Genomic DNA, 13,685 nt, shown 5'->3' with positions numbered 1-13,685 from the left:
CCACGGGAAAAAGCTACCGTGCGCCAGGGGTCATGGTGTGACGTACGGTCGGTCCGAGGCTGCCAAACCCAGAGCATTCACTCAGCAGGACGCCCCCGGAGGACGTGGGGCGACGAGAAGGGGACCACCCGATGTGCACCACCGCCCTGCGCCGCCGCGCGCGCCGGACTCTCACGGGTGCGGGCGCGGTGACGGCCCTTCTGGCCGCGGTGCTGACCGGGTGTCAGTCGGACGGGCCGGCCACGGAGGGTGAGCGGGGAGCGCAGGCCGGGCCGCGCTGGAACACCGCGCCCGCATCGATCGCCGCCGTCGGCGACTCCATCACCAGGGGTTTCGACGCCTGTTCGGTGCTGGCGGACTGCCCGGAGGTATCCTGGGCCACCGGCAACGACCCCGCCGTCCGCTCCCTCGCCGCCCGGCTGCTCGGGGATGCCGGGGTGCCGGCGCGCAGCTGGAACTACGCGGTCACGGGCTCGCGGATGGCGGATCTGGCAGGTCAGCTGGCCTCGGCCGCGGAGCACAAGCCCGACCTGGTGACGGTGATGGTGGGCTCCAACGACGCCTGCCGCCCGACGGCTTCGTCGATGACGCCGGTGGCGGAGTTCCGGGCCGGTTTCGAGAAGGCCCTCGCCGGCCTGCGCGCGGCTTCCCCCTCCTCCCAGGTGTACGTCTCCAGCGTGCCGGACCTCCAGCGGCTGTGGGAGCAGGGCAAGGACACCCCGGTGGTGCGGCAGATCTGGAAGCTGGGGATCTGTCAGTCGATGCTCGCGGACCCGCTGTCGGTGGCCACCGGGGCGACGGCCCGGCGCGAGCAGGTGCGGGCGCGGGTGGTCGAGTACAACGAGGTGCTCCGCGAGGTCTGCAAGAAGGACGCCCTGTGCCGCTACGACGGCGGCGCGGTGTTCCAGTACCCGTTCGCCGCCGAGCAGTTGAGCCACTGGGACTGGTTCCACCCGGGCAAGGACGGCCAGGCCCGGCTCGCGGAGCTGGCGCACCGCCAGGTGACGGCGGCCGAGCCGCCGCGCTGACGGGACGACAGCGACCGGGCCGGGGGACCGGGGGCGGGTGTCAGGGCCCGCCCCCGGTCCGGTTCGTGGGTGATTTCCGGCCAACCCGGACCTTTAGATCTCCAGGGTCGCCGTCAGCCGGGTGTCGCCGTGTGCGTGGCTCGCGCGGACCTCGTACGCGCCGCCGATCCGCTGCCAGCCGCGGGTCTCCTCGTCCCAGATCTCGAAGGCCCGGGCGGGCAGGGCGATCTCGGCCTCGACGCTCTCCCCGGGGCCCGCCTCGACGCCCGCGAAGGCGGCCAGCCAGCTCGCCGGACGCTCCACGGTCGTGCTCTGCGCGCGGTCGGACGCCGTGTCGACGGGAGCGACGTAGAGCTGGACGACCTCGCGGCCGGGCCGGGTGCCGGTGTTGGTGACGCGGACCCGGGCCGTGGTGCCGGTGACTTCGAGGGACTCGTACGCCCAGTCGGTGTAGCCGAGGCCGTGCCCGAACGGGAAGGCGGGGGCGATGCCCCGTGCCTCGTACGCCCGGTAGCCGATGAAGAGCCCCTCGCGGTACTCCAGCCGGCCGTCGGCCGGGACGACCTCGGTGACGGGCGCGTCCGTGAACCGCTCGGGCCAGGTGGTGGGCAGCCGCCCGCCCGGCTCCGCGCCCCCGAGGAGTACGTCGGCCAGCGCGGCCCCGCCCTCCTGGCCCGGGAACCAGGTCAGGAGCACGGCGGACACCTCCTCCCGCCACGGCAGCTCCACCGGGGATCCGGCGTTGACGACGACCACGGTGTTCGGATTGGCGGCGGCGACGGCGCGCACGAGGTCGTCCTGGCGGCCCGGCAGGGCGAGGTCCCGCCGGTCGAAGCCCTCGGACTCCACGCGCTCGGTGGTGGCGACGACCACGACGGCGGTGTCGGCGGCACGGGCGGCGGCCACGGCCTCGGCGATCAGCTCGTCGGCGTCGCGCCGCGGGCCGAGGTGGAGCAGCGAGAACATGATCGCCTTGAGCGGCAGCGTGGTCACGTCGGGGACCTGGTAGGTCAGCGACACCTCGACGGCCTCGCCCTCGGTGAGATCGACGCGGGCGCGCTCGCTGGGGGCGCCGAAGAAGGCCTCGAACGGGTCGGCCTCGTCGCCCATCGCCTGGACGCCCTCCCACCGGGTCTCGCCTCCGACGGCGAGGGTGAAGGCGCCGAGTCCGCGGGTGCCGAAGGTGTGCTCGCCGCTCTCGCGCGGCACGAACGTACCGGTGACCTCGATGCTGGCCATGGTCTCGTACGTGGCGCCCGCGGGCAGGTCCTCGCCGATCCACTGGACCTGGCCGGTCGGCAGGCTGCCCTCACCCAGGACGGCGCCGGAGGCGTCGCGGCAGACCGCGCGGAGCTCGAAGCCCTTGCCGGCGGGGGCGGCTTCCTCGCTGGGGTCGGCGCCGACGGCGAAGGTCAGGGCCCCTTCCGGGAGGGCGGCGCTCAGCCCGTCGAGCGGGGAGACGATCCGCTCGGGGAAGACGGTGGCCGAACCGCCGCCGAGGACGCGGGCGTCGCGGGCGGCGGCCCCGATCAGGGCGACGGTGTGGCCGGGGGCGGCGTCCAGCGGCAGGGCGCGCTTGCCGCCGGGGACGGTCTCGTTGCGGAGGAGGACGAAGCCGCGGGCGGCGATCTCCCGGGCCAGCCCCTGGCCGTCGATGGCGGCCGGGGTCTCGGCGACGGCGGCGGGGGCGCCCGCCAGGATCCCGACGCGGGCGGCGAGGCGCAGTACGTTGCGCACGGCCTCGTCCACGGCGGACTCGGGGACCTCGCCGGCCCGGACGGCTTCGGCCAGGGCCGGTCCGTAGACGGTCTGCGGTCCGGGCATGGCCACGTCGAGGCCGCCGAGGATGTCGCCGGTGGTGGAGCGGGCGGCCATCCAGTCGGAGACGTTGTAGCCGTCGAAGCCCCATTCGCCGCGCAGGACTTCGTTCACGAGGTGGCGGTGCTCGGTCATCGTGGTGCCGTTGACCTGGTTGTACGCCGTCATGATGCCCCAGGGGTGGGCGTTCGCGACGATGGCCTCGAAGGGGGCCAGGTACAGCTCGCGCAGCGGGCGCGGGGCGATGACGCTGTCGACGGTGAACCGCTCGGTCTCGGCGTCGTTGCCGACGAAGTGCTTGACGGTGGTGCCGACGCCGCCGTCCTGGACGCCGTTCACGTAGCCGGTGCCGATGGCGCCGGTGAGGTACGGGTCCTCGGAGTAGCACTCGAAGTGCCGGCCTCCGAGCGGGGAGCGGTGGAGGTTGACGGTGGGGGCGAGGAGGACGTGGACCCCCTTGCGGCGGGCCTCCTGGGCGAGGAGGCGGCCGGCGTGGCGGGCGAGCGCGGGGTCCCAGGCGGCGGCGAGCGCGGTCGGGGAGGGCAGGGCGATCGAGGGGTCGTCGGCGGTCCAGCGCACGCCGCGGACGCCGATGGGGCCGTCGGACATGACGAGGGACTCGAGCCCGATCGCGGGGACGGCGGGCAGGGACCACATGTCCTGGCCGGCCAGGAGCCGGGCCTTGGTGTCGAGGTCGAGTTTGCCGAGCGCCGCCTCTACGGCGTCGTTGCGGACCTGATCGGCATCGGTCACGGCCGTGCCTCCTCGTTGAGTGCGTGCGGGTGCATGCGTGCGGGTGCATGCGGGTGCATGCGGCGGGGTGGGGTGCGGGCGCCGCGGGGTGCCCCCATCGTGGACCCGAGACCGGTAGAGCGGTAGGGTTCGTAATGTGTTCGTGATGTTCCGATAACGTACGCAGAACCCGCCGGCGAGGCGGTGCACGGCGTGAACGGGAGAGGTGCCGGGGCGATGGCCAGGGCGAGGAGCGAGGAGCGGCGCGGCGACATCGTGCGCGCGGCGGTCGAGGTGATCGCGGAGCGCGGCTACCGCGGTGCGTCGCTGGGTGCGGTGGCGGAGCGCGTCGGCCTGACCCAGCAGGGGCTGCTGCACTACTTCCCGACCAAGGAGACGCTGCTGGTCGCGGTGTTGGAGGAGCGCGACCGCTGGGACACCGGCGGCGGCTCGCGCGCCTCGGCCGGCGCCTGGCGCCTGGACCTGCTGGCCTCGCTGGTCGACTACAACGCCATGCGCCCCGGGATCGTGCAGACCTTCTCGGCGCTGCTGGGCGAGAGCGTCACCGACGGGCATCCGGCGCGGGAGTTCTTCACCGAGCGCTACGCCCAGGTGCGCGCCGAGATGACGCAGATGCTGCGCGCCGAGTTCGGCGACCGGCTCCCCTCGGGCCTCACCCCGGAGCAGGTGGCTCCGCTGCTGACCGCCGTCATGGACGGCCTCCAGTACCAGTGGCTGCTCGCGCCGGAATCGGTGGACATGCCGGCCGCCTTCCGCTCGTTCCTGACCCTGCTGCGGGGGCCGGAAGCGGGCTGAGCGGCTACGAGCGGCCCAGGAGCGGGTCGTGGACGGCGCAGGGCGGGCGCCGGGCCGGGGCGGGGACCCGGTAGTGGACCCGGTCGCGCAGGCGTCCCGTCCAGGGCTCCCGCTCCGAGCGCCGCTTGACCAGGAAGTGGCGGCTGCTGCCGGCCTGCAGGTGGCTGCGGTAGGCGTCGAGCAGCGGGCCCGCTGGGCCGAGGAAGTCCCGGATCTGGTCCTCCACCAGGCAGAACGGGCAGTCCGGTCCGGGCAGGAGGTGGAACTGGCGGCCCTCCGGGTGGGCGTCGTCGGCGAAGGCGGTGAGGGCGAGCGAGCCGCTGAACATCACGCACACACCCATCACCTGGGGCCGGGGGCGTTCGCCGCCTGCCGGACCAGGCCGTGGAAGGACTCGGCGTCGACCCGCTGGATCCTGGACATCATGGTCCGCACAGCCGCGAGCAGGCTGTGGACGGCGGCCACCGTGGACACGAGGGCGACCGCGGCCACGCCCCGGGGCGGGCCGGTGGCCGCGAGCAGCCACAGCACGCCCGCGTTCAGGACGGCCATGAGGAGCACCGCCACCCGCAGTCCGGCGCCGCTCGTGCGGACCACGCGGTACGACACGACCAGGAAGGCGCCGGCGAGGACCGGGGGGATCCAGTCGGGCATCAGCCGATCCTCCGTCAACTCCGGTGGGCGGTCGGGCCGTTACAGCATCACCCCGGCCCCGCTCTCCCGTCGGCCCCCGGGCGGACGTGGAGCGGGCGGCCGGGCTGGCATCCTGGACCCGTGAAGATCGCCGCAGCCCAGCTCACCTGCATCCCGGCCGACATACCCGCCAACACGGAGCGGAGCCTCGCCCTCGCCGCCGAGGCCCGGGAGCAGGGCGCCGAGCTCGTCGTGTTCCCCGAGTTCACCCTCACCGGCTACGAGCTGGCGGCCATGGCCGCCGACCCCGGGCTGTGGATGGCGGACGCCGACGACCCCCGCCTGGATCCGCTGCGCTCCGCCGGCATCGCCGTCGCGGTCAATGTCGCGCTGCGCACCGACGGGCCGCTGCCCGCCATCGCGACCCTGGTCTACGGGGCGGACGGCCGGCACGTGACGACGTACGCCAAGCAGCACCTGTACGGGCACGAGCAGGACGGCTTCGCCGCCGGCGAGGGCCAGGGCCGCTTCGAGCTCGGCGGGATCCGCTTCTCCCTCGGCGTCTGCTACGACAACCACTTCGCCCAGGTCACCGGCAGCGCGGCGGCGGACGGCTGCCGGGTGCACCTGGCGAGCTCCCTGTACGGGACGGGCGACGGGATCCGGGAGCGGGCCACCGTGTACCCCGGGATCGCCGAGGAGCACGGCCTGTACGTCGTCCTCGGCAACCACGTGGGACCGGCGGGCCCGTGGACCGGCTGCGGCCGCGCCGCGGTCTGGGCCCCGGGCGGCGCGCTGCTGGCCGAGGCGGACGACCGTACGCCCTCGGTGGTGACGGCCGAGGTCGGCGCCTGACGGCCCGCGCCCCCCGGGGCCGACCGGGTCAGCCGATCGCCGGCACCTTCGAGTGCCGTCCGGAGCGCGTCCTGTCGTTCCGCTCCGCGGGATCCTCCGCCGGAGCCGGCTCGCGGTCCCGCACCAGCGCCGGCAGCACTAGGGCGAACGCCGCCGCCGTGTACACGCCGGTCCACAGCACCCAGCCGCCGGGCGGGACCCAGTGCGCCGAGAACGGCACCCAGGAACCGCTGGTGCCGACCGCGAAGCGCCGCAGCGTCCAGAAGAACGCCGCCGCGTTCGCCAGCGCGAGCCCGGCCGCGCCGAAGCCCACCAGCCTGCGCCACGGGAACCCCTGCTCGGGGGCCCGGCTCGCGCAGATCAGCACCGCCATCAGCGGCAGGCCCACGGCGAACGGCAGCAGGTAGCGGCCCTGCCAGACCATGCCGAGCTGCTCCGCCTGGGAGGCCTGGGCGACCACCGGCACCACCACGATCGCCACCAGCATGCCGATCAGCGCCACCGCCTCGCGCAGCCGCCCGTACGCCAGCCCCAGCGCGGTGAGCACCGCGATCACGCCGAGCCAGACCAGCCAGGTGAAGGCGGGTGCGGGGGTGTCCAGCCAGCCGAAGTAGCCGAGCATCTGGTGGACGTACGTCTCGGCGTTGCCGAAGGTCTGCCGGGCGGCTTCCTTGGCGGTGAGCGACTTGGGCGTGTTGATCACCGAGTGGTCGGGGTGCGCCCCGGCCCAGAGCAGCGCACCGGCCGTGGCCGCGCCGAGCAGCGCCGTCCAGACCCACAGGGCCTTGCGGCGCAGCACCGAGCGCAGGACGCCGCGGTGCGCGAGCAGCAGGCCGAAGAAGACCGCGCCCGCGAACCAGATCAGCCCGAGCGGGCGGATGTTGATCAGCACGAGGCCGCCGATGCCGACCCGGGCCAGCCGCCGGTTCAGCAGCCGTGCATCGGGGGACATCAGGATCGACAGCAGGGCGGTCCACACGAGGATGCCGGCGGCGATCTCACCGCCGCTGGGGTTGACCATGCCGGCCATGTACAGGGTCATCGGCGTGGCCGCGGTGAGCACGCCGAGCAGGGCCACCGAGCGCCGGCGGCGCCACTCGGCGGCGGTGACCACGGCGCTGGCCAGCAGCGCCGAGCAGACCAGGGCCGACATCAGCCGCATCAGGTACAGCCCGTGCGGCCCCTTGACCAGCAGGCTCGGCCAGCCGGTCGCCAGGTAGTAGGCCGGGTGGTAGCGGCCGGCCGCGGTGGTGACCTGGACGGTCTTCTCGGAGTGCCCGATCTCGGGGGCGCAGGAAGCGGACTTCTCCTCGTGCCAGGCGTAGCACTCGTGCTGCTTGGGGAGCTGCTTGTACCACTCCGGGAGCTGCACCCCGGTTTCGGCGAACTTGCCCTCGATGCCCGCCACCATGTGCGGAACCATCACCTCGGGGCCGCCGATCTGGCCCCGGGCGACGGCGGCCGCGCGGATGAAGTGGGCGTGCTCGTCGGGGGAACCGCCGAGCGGGGTGGCTGCCGACCAGGAGGCCGCGAGCGTGAAGAACAGCGCGAAGGCGATGGCCCAGAGCCGCTTGGGGGTCCGGGCCGACCAGTCGGCCAGGCGCGTCAGTGCGGAGATCATCGCTTCCTTCTGATCATCGGATGTAGCTCAGCCAGCTCTGGTCGCCGTCCTTGGAGCACTCGCCCTTGGGCGCGAACTTCGGGCACTTCCCGTCCTGCTGCCGGATGGTGTGCGACACCCAGGGCAGGATCCGGTAGGTGCCGTCCTGGGCCGGCATGTAGCGGTCGGACATGGAGGAGGAGACCGTGCCGAGGAGCAGGAGCAGGGCGCACAGGGTTCCGATCACGGCGCCCTCGCGGCCGGGGAAGCCCGGCGCGGCCTCGGACGCGGTGCGCCGCTCGGCCAGCTTCAGCGAGACCAGGTGCGCCACCAGCGCGCACAGGATCAGACCGCAGTAGAGCAGCTGGTTGTTGGTGCGCGTGTACAGCTGGACCGTCTGCGTCTCGTACATGTGCGAGGCGATGTACATGCGCATCACCCACGCACTGATGAACATCGCGGCGATGGTGACGACGAGCGGCTTGCGCAGGCCCAGCCAGATCGCGGCGCCCAGGCACACGAACGTCACCAGGGCGAACAGCCCGACCCCGCCGAACTCCCCGGGCGGCGGCCAGTCGCCCACCTTGCCCGGCATGTCCGTGCGCCACATCAGGTAGTAGGCCGGGTCGGTGAAGTTGTCGAAGCGGAAGTTGTAGTCCTTGGTGGTCTGCCCTTCCTTCAGCATGACCATCAGGTAGCGCCCGGCCACCACGAGGAAGGCCGCGAGGGCTGCGCCCATGTAGGCCGCGCCCTTGAGCCGGCCGGTCTTCCACGGGAAGTACAGCAGTGCGGCGAACAGCACGCCGGCGGCACTCCACAGGAACCAGCCCGAGTACGTGAGGAACAGCACGCCCAGCACCGCCCCGAACCCGGCGCCCTTGAGCAGCAGCGGACGCCAGCCCTCGGTGCCGCTGCGGCGCAGCGCGACGACCATCGCGACCAGCACCGGGATCAGCAGGACGAGCACGGTCTGGCTGTAGGGCTTGTACGAGTCGATCAGCGCGAACGCGGGCACGACGCCGAAGGCGAGCGCCCGGACCGGGCTCAGCAGCATCCGCCAGGCGAGGTAGACCAGCGGACCGAAGGCGGCCGCGCCGAGGATCTGGAGGTCCTTGAAGGCGTACGCGGTGTTGCCGCCGTGGAACCACTCGGCGTAGTAACCGAGGGTGTAGAGCGGCATCGGCGGGTACACGGGCGAGCCCGAGGGCTGCCCGTTCGCTACGGCGTGGGCCCATTCGACGATCCGGCCGCTGTCGCCGTTGAGGCCGAACATCGGCCACGGCGTGCCCAGCAGCGCGACCACCGCGCCCGCCGCGACGAAACCGCTGGCCAGGCCCGCGATGGCCGCGGCGGCCAGCCGGGTGGCGAGGTCGAAGTGGCGGCCGCCGCGCAGCCGCATCGCCAGTACCACGGCGGCGACGCACAGCAGCCCGATCAGCGCGAACCGCAGCTGGATCGCGGCCAGGCCGCTGACCTGCGCGATCCGGTTGAGCGGGTTGAGCTTGAAGCCGCGCGCCAGGAGCGGGAGGACCAGGGCCGCGGCGAACGCCACGGCGGCCTCCAGCAGCAGGAGCCCGCCGCGGGAGCGCAGTGCGCGCCGCGGGGCCGGGTCCGAGGATCCGGAGCTGCGGGGGGCGTGTGCGGCCGGTCCGCTCGGGGGGGCCCGGGCGCACGGCCGCCGACCCCTCGGTACTGACTGTCACTGACGGTGTCCCTACTGCTGGTCGGTACTCGGCTCGACGGCCGGTCGTCGTTCTCGGCAAGCCACTGCCCGGCTCCGGGCCCCGGGACCGGAGCTCGGAAACTCAGGACGAGGGCGGCGGACTCAAGGACGGTGTGGGACAGCCTCGGCTCTTGCCGCCACGCATACTATCGGGCCGCATGTGGCGGGCGGGGGTTCCGGGACGGCGGCCGGGGCCGCCGGGGACGGCCCGCAGCCTGGCGTGGGAAGGCGCAGGTCAGTCGAGGACCCCGAAGCCGGCGAGCAGGAAGAGCAGCACCCAGCCGCCCAGCGAAAGCCAGCCGAGCACCAAGCCGATCGTCGCGGGCCCGGCGCCCTCGTCTCCGCGCGCGCGGATCTGAGCCTTGGCGATGTGGCCGGTGATCACGGCGCCCAGGCCGGCGGCGCCGAGCGTCGGCAGGCTGAGCACCCCCAGCGCGAGCGAGGTGATCGCCATCCCGTTGACCGGGCGGGGCGGCACGGGCATGGGCAGCGGCCCCGGCACCGGCGGCCCGTAGGCGGGCGGCAGGACCGGTACGGCAGCGCCGAACGGGGCCACCATCGGCCCGGCCGGCAGGTCCGCGACCAGCTGCGCGAGCTGCCCGTACGTCTGCGCCTTGTACGCCACGTCGAAGCGCTGCCCGTACTCCTCGCGGGAGAGCCGGCCCTCCGCGTAGGCGGCCTTGAGCACGTCCACCGTCCGGTCGCGGTCGGTGTGCGAGGCGCGCATCGCGGACTGCGGGGTGTGCGCGGGCTGCCACGGCTGCCCGTACGACTGCTGCTGCGGGCGGACCGGGTACGGCTGCCCCCACGGCTGTTCGGCCATCCGGCCACCTCCCAAGCCCCTGCGCGCAGGTGCGCGTCTCTCCAGGATGGAGGACGAGCGGGCAGCGGCGATAGTTGCGGTGCTCACGGCCCGGCGGCTGTGACGAGGCCGATGCCTGTGCCGCGGGCGGCGGGTGTGATGAGGTGGCGGGCATGACCGACTTCGAGACGATCACGGTTCCGGCCCGCCTGTGCGGATATCCCGGGGTGGCCTTCGGCGGCTACGTGGCCGGGGTGCTGGCCGCGCGGGCGGCTGCGAAGACCGTACGGGTGGACTTCCGGCGGCCGGTGCCCACGGACACCCCGGTCCGGCTCGCCCCGACCGCCGAAGGCGGCGTCCGGCTGGTGGACGGCGAGCACCTGCTGGCGGCGGCGACCCCCGCCGAGCCGGCCGTCGAGGCCCCCGAGCCGCCGTCCTGGGAGCAGGCGCGGGCCGCGGCCGACGCGTACCGGGCGGCTCCCCCGGACGGGATGGTCGACTGCTTCGGCTGCGGTCTGCACCGCACGCCCGCCACGGGACTGCGCCTGCACTGCGGCCGGGTGCCCGGCAGCGCCCTGGTGGCCGCCGCGTGGACCCCAGGTCCCGAACTCGGCGGCGCAGACGGACTGCTGCCGCCCGAGCTGGTGTGGGGCGCGCTGGACTGCCCGGGCAACGCGGCCGGCCGGCTGCTCGACGACCGCCGGGCCGGTGCGGTCACGGCGGCCCTGACCGGGCGGCTGCTGCGGCCGGTGCCGGTCGGCGCGGGCCTCGTCTCGTACGCCTGGCTGCTCGGCAGCGAGGGGCGCAAGTACCGCGTGGGCACGGCCCTGGCCACCGCCGAAGGCGATCTGTGCGCGATCGGCGAGGCCCTGTGGGTGGAACCCCGCGCCCAGGCCCGGCCCTAGGGAGGCTCTGGGCCCTGACCTGGACCTAGGCCGGCTGCCGAGCCGGCCCGGGGAGAAGGTGCTTGGCTCCCCAGGCCCCCAGGACTTCCAGGGCCGTGTTGAGCTCCTGGCCCAGCGGGGTCAGCGAGTACTCCACGCGCGGCGGGACCTCTTCGTAGACCTCGCGGTGGACCATGCCGTCCGTCTCCAGCTCCCGCAGCTGGGCCGCGAGCACCTTCTCCGAGATCCCCGCGACCAGCCGGCGCAGTTCCCCGAAGCGGCGCGGCCGCTGCTCCAGCTCCCACAGGAGCGACACCTTCCACTTGCCGTCGATCACGGACATCGCCGCGGCCACACCGCAGTGGTCCGCACCGGGCCTTCGCGTCACCGACATCGCGCACCCCTCCCCACCTGCTCGCTCACCTGGGAGTAACCACCCACTCCGAAGTGCGTACTTGAGCGCCTCTCAGCCTGCCACCAGGCTAAACGTCATGACCGACAACACCGTGACGAAGCACCCGCTGACCCTGCTCGGCCTCGGCGACATGGGCACCGCACTCGCCCGCACCTGGCTCGCCGCCGGGCATCCCCTCACCGTCTGGAACCGCACCGCCGCCAAGGCCGAGGCGCTCGCCGCCGAAGGCGCCGCCATCGCCGCGAGCCCCGCCGAGGCGGTGGCGGCGAACGGCCTGGTCGTGCTCTGCCTGCTGGACGACGCCAGCGTCGGCTCGGTCCTGGAAGGCATCGACCTGACCGGCAAGGACCTGGTCGACCTCACCACCGGTACGCCCGCCGAGGGCCGCCGGCGCGCGGCCTGGGCCGAGGCGCGCGGGGCCCGGTTCGTGGACGGCGGCATCATGGGCACCCCTGTGATGATCGGCGCCCCCGCATCCGGCGCGTACGTCTTCTACAGCGGCTCCCGGGCCCTGTTCGACACCCACCGCGCCGCCCTGGAGGTCCCGGCCGGCGCCCGCTTCGTCGGCGAGGACCCCGGCCACGCCGCGCTGCACGACGTGGCGCTGCTGAGCGGGATGTACGGGCTGTTCGCCGGCATCTCGCACGCCTTCGCGCTGATCGAGGGCGAGGACATCGCCCCGAAGGACCTGGCGCCCCTGCTGTCCGAGTGGCTCGGCGCGATGGGGTTCTTCGTGACCGCCGCGGCCGACCGGCTGACCTCGGGGGACTTCACCACCGGCGTCGTGTCGAACCTGGCGATGCAGGTCGCGGCCAGCGGGACCCTGCTGCGCACCGCCGAGGAGCAGGGCGTCAGCGCGGAGCTGATCAGCCCGTACCTCGAGCTGATGCGGCGCCGCCTGGCCGAGGATCCGGCCGCGCACGACGGCGAGGACACGGCCGGCGCGATCACCCTGCTGAAGCGGTAGCCCCCGCGGGGCTCGCCGGCTACGAGTACGCGGGCGGCGGCGGTCCGAAACCTCCGGCCGGCGCCTGGGCGTCCCCGGAGGTGGCCGTATCGGAGTCGGCCTTCGGGTCGGCCGCCGCGGCCTCGTCCTCCCCGGTCAGGTCCCGGACCATCAGCGTGGCCCCGGCCACCGCGCCCGGCATCAGGAACACCGCCACCAGCGGCACCAGGAACGCCAGTACCAGCGGGACGCCGAAACCGAGCACCAGCATCCGCCGCGCCCGCAGCAGGGCGAGCCGGTCGGCGAGTTCCACCCCGCGCCGCTGCAGCGCGACGGCGGTGAGCTCCTCGGCGAGGAAGAACCCGGACACGCAGAACCCGATCGCCGGGATCACGGTCTGCCCGATCACCGGGATGAACCCGAGCGCGAAGAGCACGATCCCGTACAGCAGCACCCGGACCAGCACCCTCAGGCTGTCCCTGGCCGAGATCCACAGCTCCCGCCAGAGCGGGAGCCCGGACTCCGGGACGTCGCCGCCCTCGCTGCGGTCGACCTGCTCCGAGAGGGACTCGTAGAACGGCTGGCCGATCAGCAGGGTCACGGCCGTGAAGGTGATGACCGCGACGAAGAGCCCGAGCCCGAAGACCAGGCCGGTCAGGAAGCCGCGGAACAGCCCCTGCCACGGCGAGGTCCAGCCGTCGGCGAAGGGGGTGGCCCAGGCGGTCAGGTCGTCGGCGCCGTAGCCGAGCCCGACCAGCGCTCCGGCGTACAGCACCAGCGAGACCAGCCCCGGCAGCAGGCCGAAGCCCAGCCAGCGGCCGTGTCGCAGCACCCATCTCTGTCCGGCCAGCAGGTAGCCGAATCCCCCCGCAAGATCACGCATGGGTCCAGCTTAGAGCGGGGGCGGCAAACGGCGAAGGCCGCACCCCGGGATCGGGGTGCGGCCTTCGTGGAGCGCGAGCCGGATCAGACCGCGAGCTCGACCGTGATGTTGCCGCGGGTCGCCTTGGAGTACGGGCAGACCTGGTGGGCCTTCTCGATGAGGTCCTTGGCGGTGGCGGCGTCCACGTTCGGGATCGAGGCGGAGATCTTGACGATCAGGCCGAAGCCCTCGTCGTTCTTGCCGATGCCGACCTCGGCCGTGACGGTGGAGCCGGAGACGTCCGCGTTCTCGTTGCGGGCGACGACGCCGAGGGCGCCCTGGAAGCAGGCGCTGTAGCCTGCGGCGAACAGCTGCTCCGGGTTGGTGCCGGCGCCGCTGCCGCCCATCTCCTTCGGCGGGTTCACGACGACGTCGAGCTGGCCGTCGTTGGTCGCGACGCGGCCGTCACGGCCGTTCGCGGCGGTGGCCACGGCGGTGTACAGAACGTCGGTCTGCTGGATGGACATGTAAAGAGATCCTCCTGGTAATCGCCGTGACTCGCGCCCACGAT

The 13,685-nt window shown here is 73.7% G+C and carries 14 protein-coding genes; 5 read left to right on the top strand and 9 right to left on the bottom strand.

Going from position 1 to position 13,685, the window contains the following annotated elements; all coding sequences use genetic code 11:
* The first annotated feature begins 131 nt into the window (after positions 1 to 131).
* Complete coding sequence (locus IF09_RS0102420) at positions 132 to 1,028, top strand: SGNH/GDSL hydrolase family protein (RefSeq protein WP_030291414.1); 897 nt, start codon at positions 132 to 134, stop codon at positions 1,026 to 1,028.
* A 93-nt stretch (positions 1,029 to 1,121) separates the two neighbouring features.
* Here IF09_RS0102420 and IF09_RS0102415 read toward each other — a convergent pair whose 3' ends face one another.
* Positions 1,122 to 3,599, bottom strand: coding sequence for a glycoside hydrolase family 3 protein (locus IF09_RS0102415; protein ID WP_030291413.1), 2,478 nt, complete (start codon positions 3,597 to 3,599; stop codon positions 1,122 to 1,124).
* Positions 3,600 to 3,815: 216 nt separating this feature from the next.
* On the opposite strand from IF09_RS0102415, the gene IF09_RS0102410 reads away from it, so the two are divergent.
* Positions 3,816 to 4,394, top strand: a complete 579-nt coding sequence (locus IF09_RS0102410) for a TetR/AcrR family transcriptional regulator (RefSeq protein ID WP_030291411.1) — start codon at positions 3,816 to 3,818, stop codon at positions 4,392 to 4,394.
* 4 nt (positions 4,395 to 4,398) lie between these two features.
* Here the strand turns inward: IF09_RS0102410 and IF09_RS0102405 are convergent, their stop codons facing one another.
* Positions 4,399 to 4,731 carry a hypothetical protein gene (locus IF09_RS0102405; RefSeq protein ID WP_158709897.1) on the bottom strand — a complete coding sequence of 111 codons (333 nt, stop codon included), beginning with the start codon at positions 4,729 to 4,731 and terminating at the stop codon, positions 4,399 to 4,401.
* 5 nt (positions 4,732 to 4,736) lie between these two features.
* On the bottom strand, positions 4,737 to 5,048 hold the full coding sequence (locus tag IF09_RS0102400; protein WP_030291408.1) for a hypothetical protein: 312 nt from the start codon (positions 5,046 to 5,048) through the stop codon (positions 4,737 to 4,739).
* Positions 5,049 to 5,168: 120 nt separating this feature from the next.
* Between IF09_RS0102400 and IF09_RS0102395 the strand changes: the two genes are divergently transcribed.
* Positions 5,169 to 5,882, top strand: coding sequence for a carbon-nitrogen hydrolase family protein (locus tag IF09_RS0102395; protein ID WP_030291407.1), 714 nt, complete (start codon positions 5,169 to 5,171; stop codon positions 5,880 to 5,882).
* 28 nt (positions 5,883 to 5,910) lie between these two features.
* Here IF09_RS0102395 and IF09_RS0102390 read toward each other — a convergent pair whose 3' ends face one another.
* From IF09_RS0102390 to IF09_RS0102380, 3 genes are all read right to left on the bottom strand, one after another.
* The gene (locus IF09_RS0102390) at positions 5,911 to 7,503 is read right to left on the bottom strand and encodes a DUF2142 domain-containing protein (RefSeq protein WP_030291405.1); all 1,593 of its coding nucleotides are present in this window, start codon (positions 7,501 to 7,503) and stop codon (positions 5,911 to 5,913) included.
* Between the two features lie 13 nt (positions 7,504 to 7,516).
* Positions 7,517 to 9,034: a hypothetical protein gene (locus tag IF09_RS0102385; protein ID WP_030291404.1), complete on the bottom strand. Its 1,518-nt coding sequence runs from the start codon at positions 9,032 to 9,034 to the stop codon at positions 7,517 to 7,519.
* Positions 9,035 to 9,440: 406 nt separating this feature from the next.
* The gene (locus IF09_RS0102380; protein WP_234320869.1) at positions 9,441 to 10,028 is read right to left on the bottom strand and encodes a DUF1707 and DUF4190 domain-containing protein; all 588 of its coding nucleotides are present in this window, start codon (positions 10,026 to 10,028) and stop codon (positions 9,441 to 9,443) included.
* A gap of 152 nt (positions 10,029 to 10,180) precedes the next feature.
* Between IF09_RS0102380 and IF09_RS0102375 the strand changes: the two genes are divergently transcribed.
* The gene (locus IF09_RS0102375; RefSeq protein ID WP_030291401.1) at positions 10,181 to 10,912 is read left to right on the top strand and encodes a hotdog fold domain-containing protein; all 732 of its coding nucleotides are present in this window, start codon (positions 10,181 to 10,183) and stop codon (positions 10,910 to 10,912) included.
* A gap of 25 nt (positions 10,913 to 10,937) precedes the next feature.
* On the opposite strand, the gene IF09_RS0102370 is transcribed toward IF09_RS0102375, so the two are convergent.
* Complete coding sequence (locus tag IF09_RS0102370) at positions 10,938 to 11,285, bottom strand: winged helix-turn-helix transcriptional regulator (protein ID WP_030291400.1); 348 nt, start codon at positions 11,283 to 11,285, stop codon at positions 10,938 to 10,940.
* A 97-nt stretch (positions 11,286 to 11,382) separates the two neighbouring features.
* On the opposite strand from IF09_RS0102370, the gene IF09_RS0102365 reads away from it, so the two are divergent.
* Positions 11,383 to 12,273: an NAD(P)-dependent oxidoreductase gene (locus tag IF09_RS0102365; protein WP_030291399.1), complete on the top strand. Its 891-nt coding sequence runs from the start codon at positions 11,383 to 11,385 to the stop codon at positions 12,271 to 12,273.
* A gap of 19 nt (positions 12,274 to 12,292) precedes the next feature.
* On the opposite strand, the gene IF09_RS0102360 is transcribed toward IF09_RS0102365, so the two are convergent.
* On the bottom strand, positions 12,293 to 13,135 hold the full coding sequence (locus IF09_RS0102360; RefSeq protein ID WP_051832023.1) for an EI24 domain-containing protein: 843 nt from the start codon (positions 13,133 to 13,135) through the stop codon (positions 12,293 to 12,295).
* Positions 13,136 to 13,218: 83 nt separating this feature from the next.
* Positions 13,219 to 13,641, bottom strand: coding sequence for an organic hydroperoxide resistance protein (locus tag IF09_RS0102355; protein WP_030291397.1), 423 nt, complete (start codon positions 13,639 to 13,641; stop codon positions 13,219 to 13,221).
* Between the last annotated feature and the right edge of the window lie 44 nt (positions 13,642 to 13,685).

Origin of the sequence: Streptomyces katrae, assembly GCF_000717655.1 — a bacterium.
Taxonomy (GTDB): domain Bacteria; phylum Actinomycetota; class Actinomycetes; order Streptomycetales; family Streptomycetaceae; genus Streptomyces; species Streptomyces katrae_B.
This window is presented reverse-complemented; position numbering and strand designations above follow the sequence as displayed.

Bases quoted from the DNA above. Each gene is read 5' to 3' on its own strand.
- IF09_RS0102420 (WP_030291414.1), top strand. From the start codon at position 132: ATGTGCACCACCGCCCTGCGCCGCCGCGCGCGCCGGACTCTCACGGGT.
- IF09_RS0102410 (WP_030291411.1), top strand. From the start codon at position 3,816: ATGGCCAGGGCGAGGAGCGAGGAGCGGCGCGGCGACATCGTGCGCGCG.
- IF09_RS0102400 (WP_030291408.1), bottom strand. From the start codon at position 5,048: ATGCCCGACTGGATCCCCCCGGTCCTCGCCGGCGCCTTCCTGGTCGTG.
- IF09_RS0102390 (WP_030291405.1), bottom strand. From the start codon at position 7,503: ATGATCTCCGCACTGACGCGCCTGGCCGACTGGTCGGCCCGGACCCCC.
- IF09_RS0102380 (WP_234320869.1), bottom strand. From the start codon at position 10,028: ATGGCCGAACAGCCGTGGGGGCAGCCGTACCCGGTCCGCCCGCAGCAG.
- IF09_RS0102375 (WP_030291401.1), top strand. From the start codon at position 10,181: ATGACCGACTTCGAGACGATCACGGTTCCGGCCCGCCTGTGCGGATAT.
- IF09_RS0102370 (WP_030291400.1), bottom strand. From the start codon at position 11,285: ATGTCGGTGACGCGAAGGCCCGGTGCGGACCACTGCGGTGTGGCCGCG.
- IF09_RS0102365 (WP_030291399.1), top strand. From the start codon at position 11,383: ATGACCGACAACACCGTGACGAAGCACCCGCTGACCCTGCTCGGCCTC.
- IF09_RS0102360 (WP_051832023.1), bottom strand. From the start codon at position 13,135: ATGCGTGATCTTGCGGGGGGATTCGGCTACCTGCTGGCCGGACAGAGA.
- IF09_RS0102355 (WP_030291397.1), bottom strand. From the start codon at position 13,641: ATGTCCATCCAGCAGACCGACGTTCTGTACACCGCCGTGGCCACCGCC.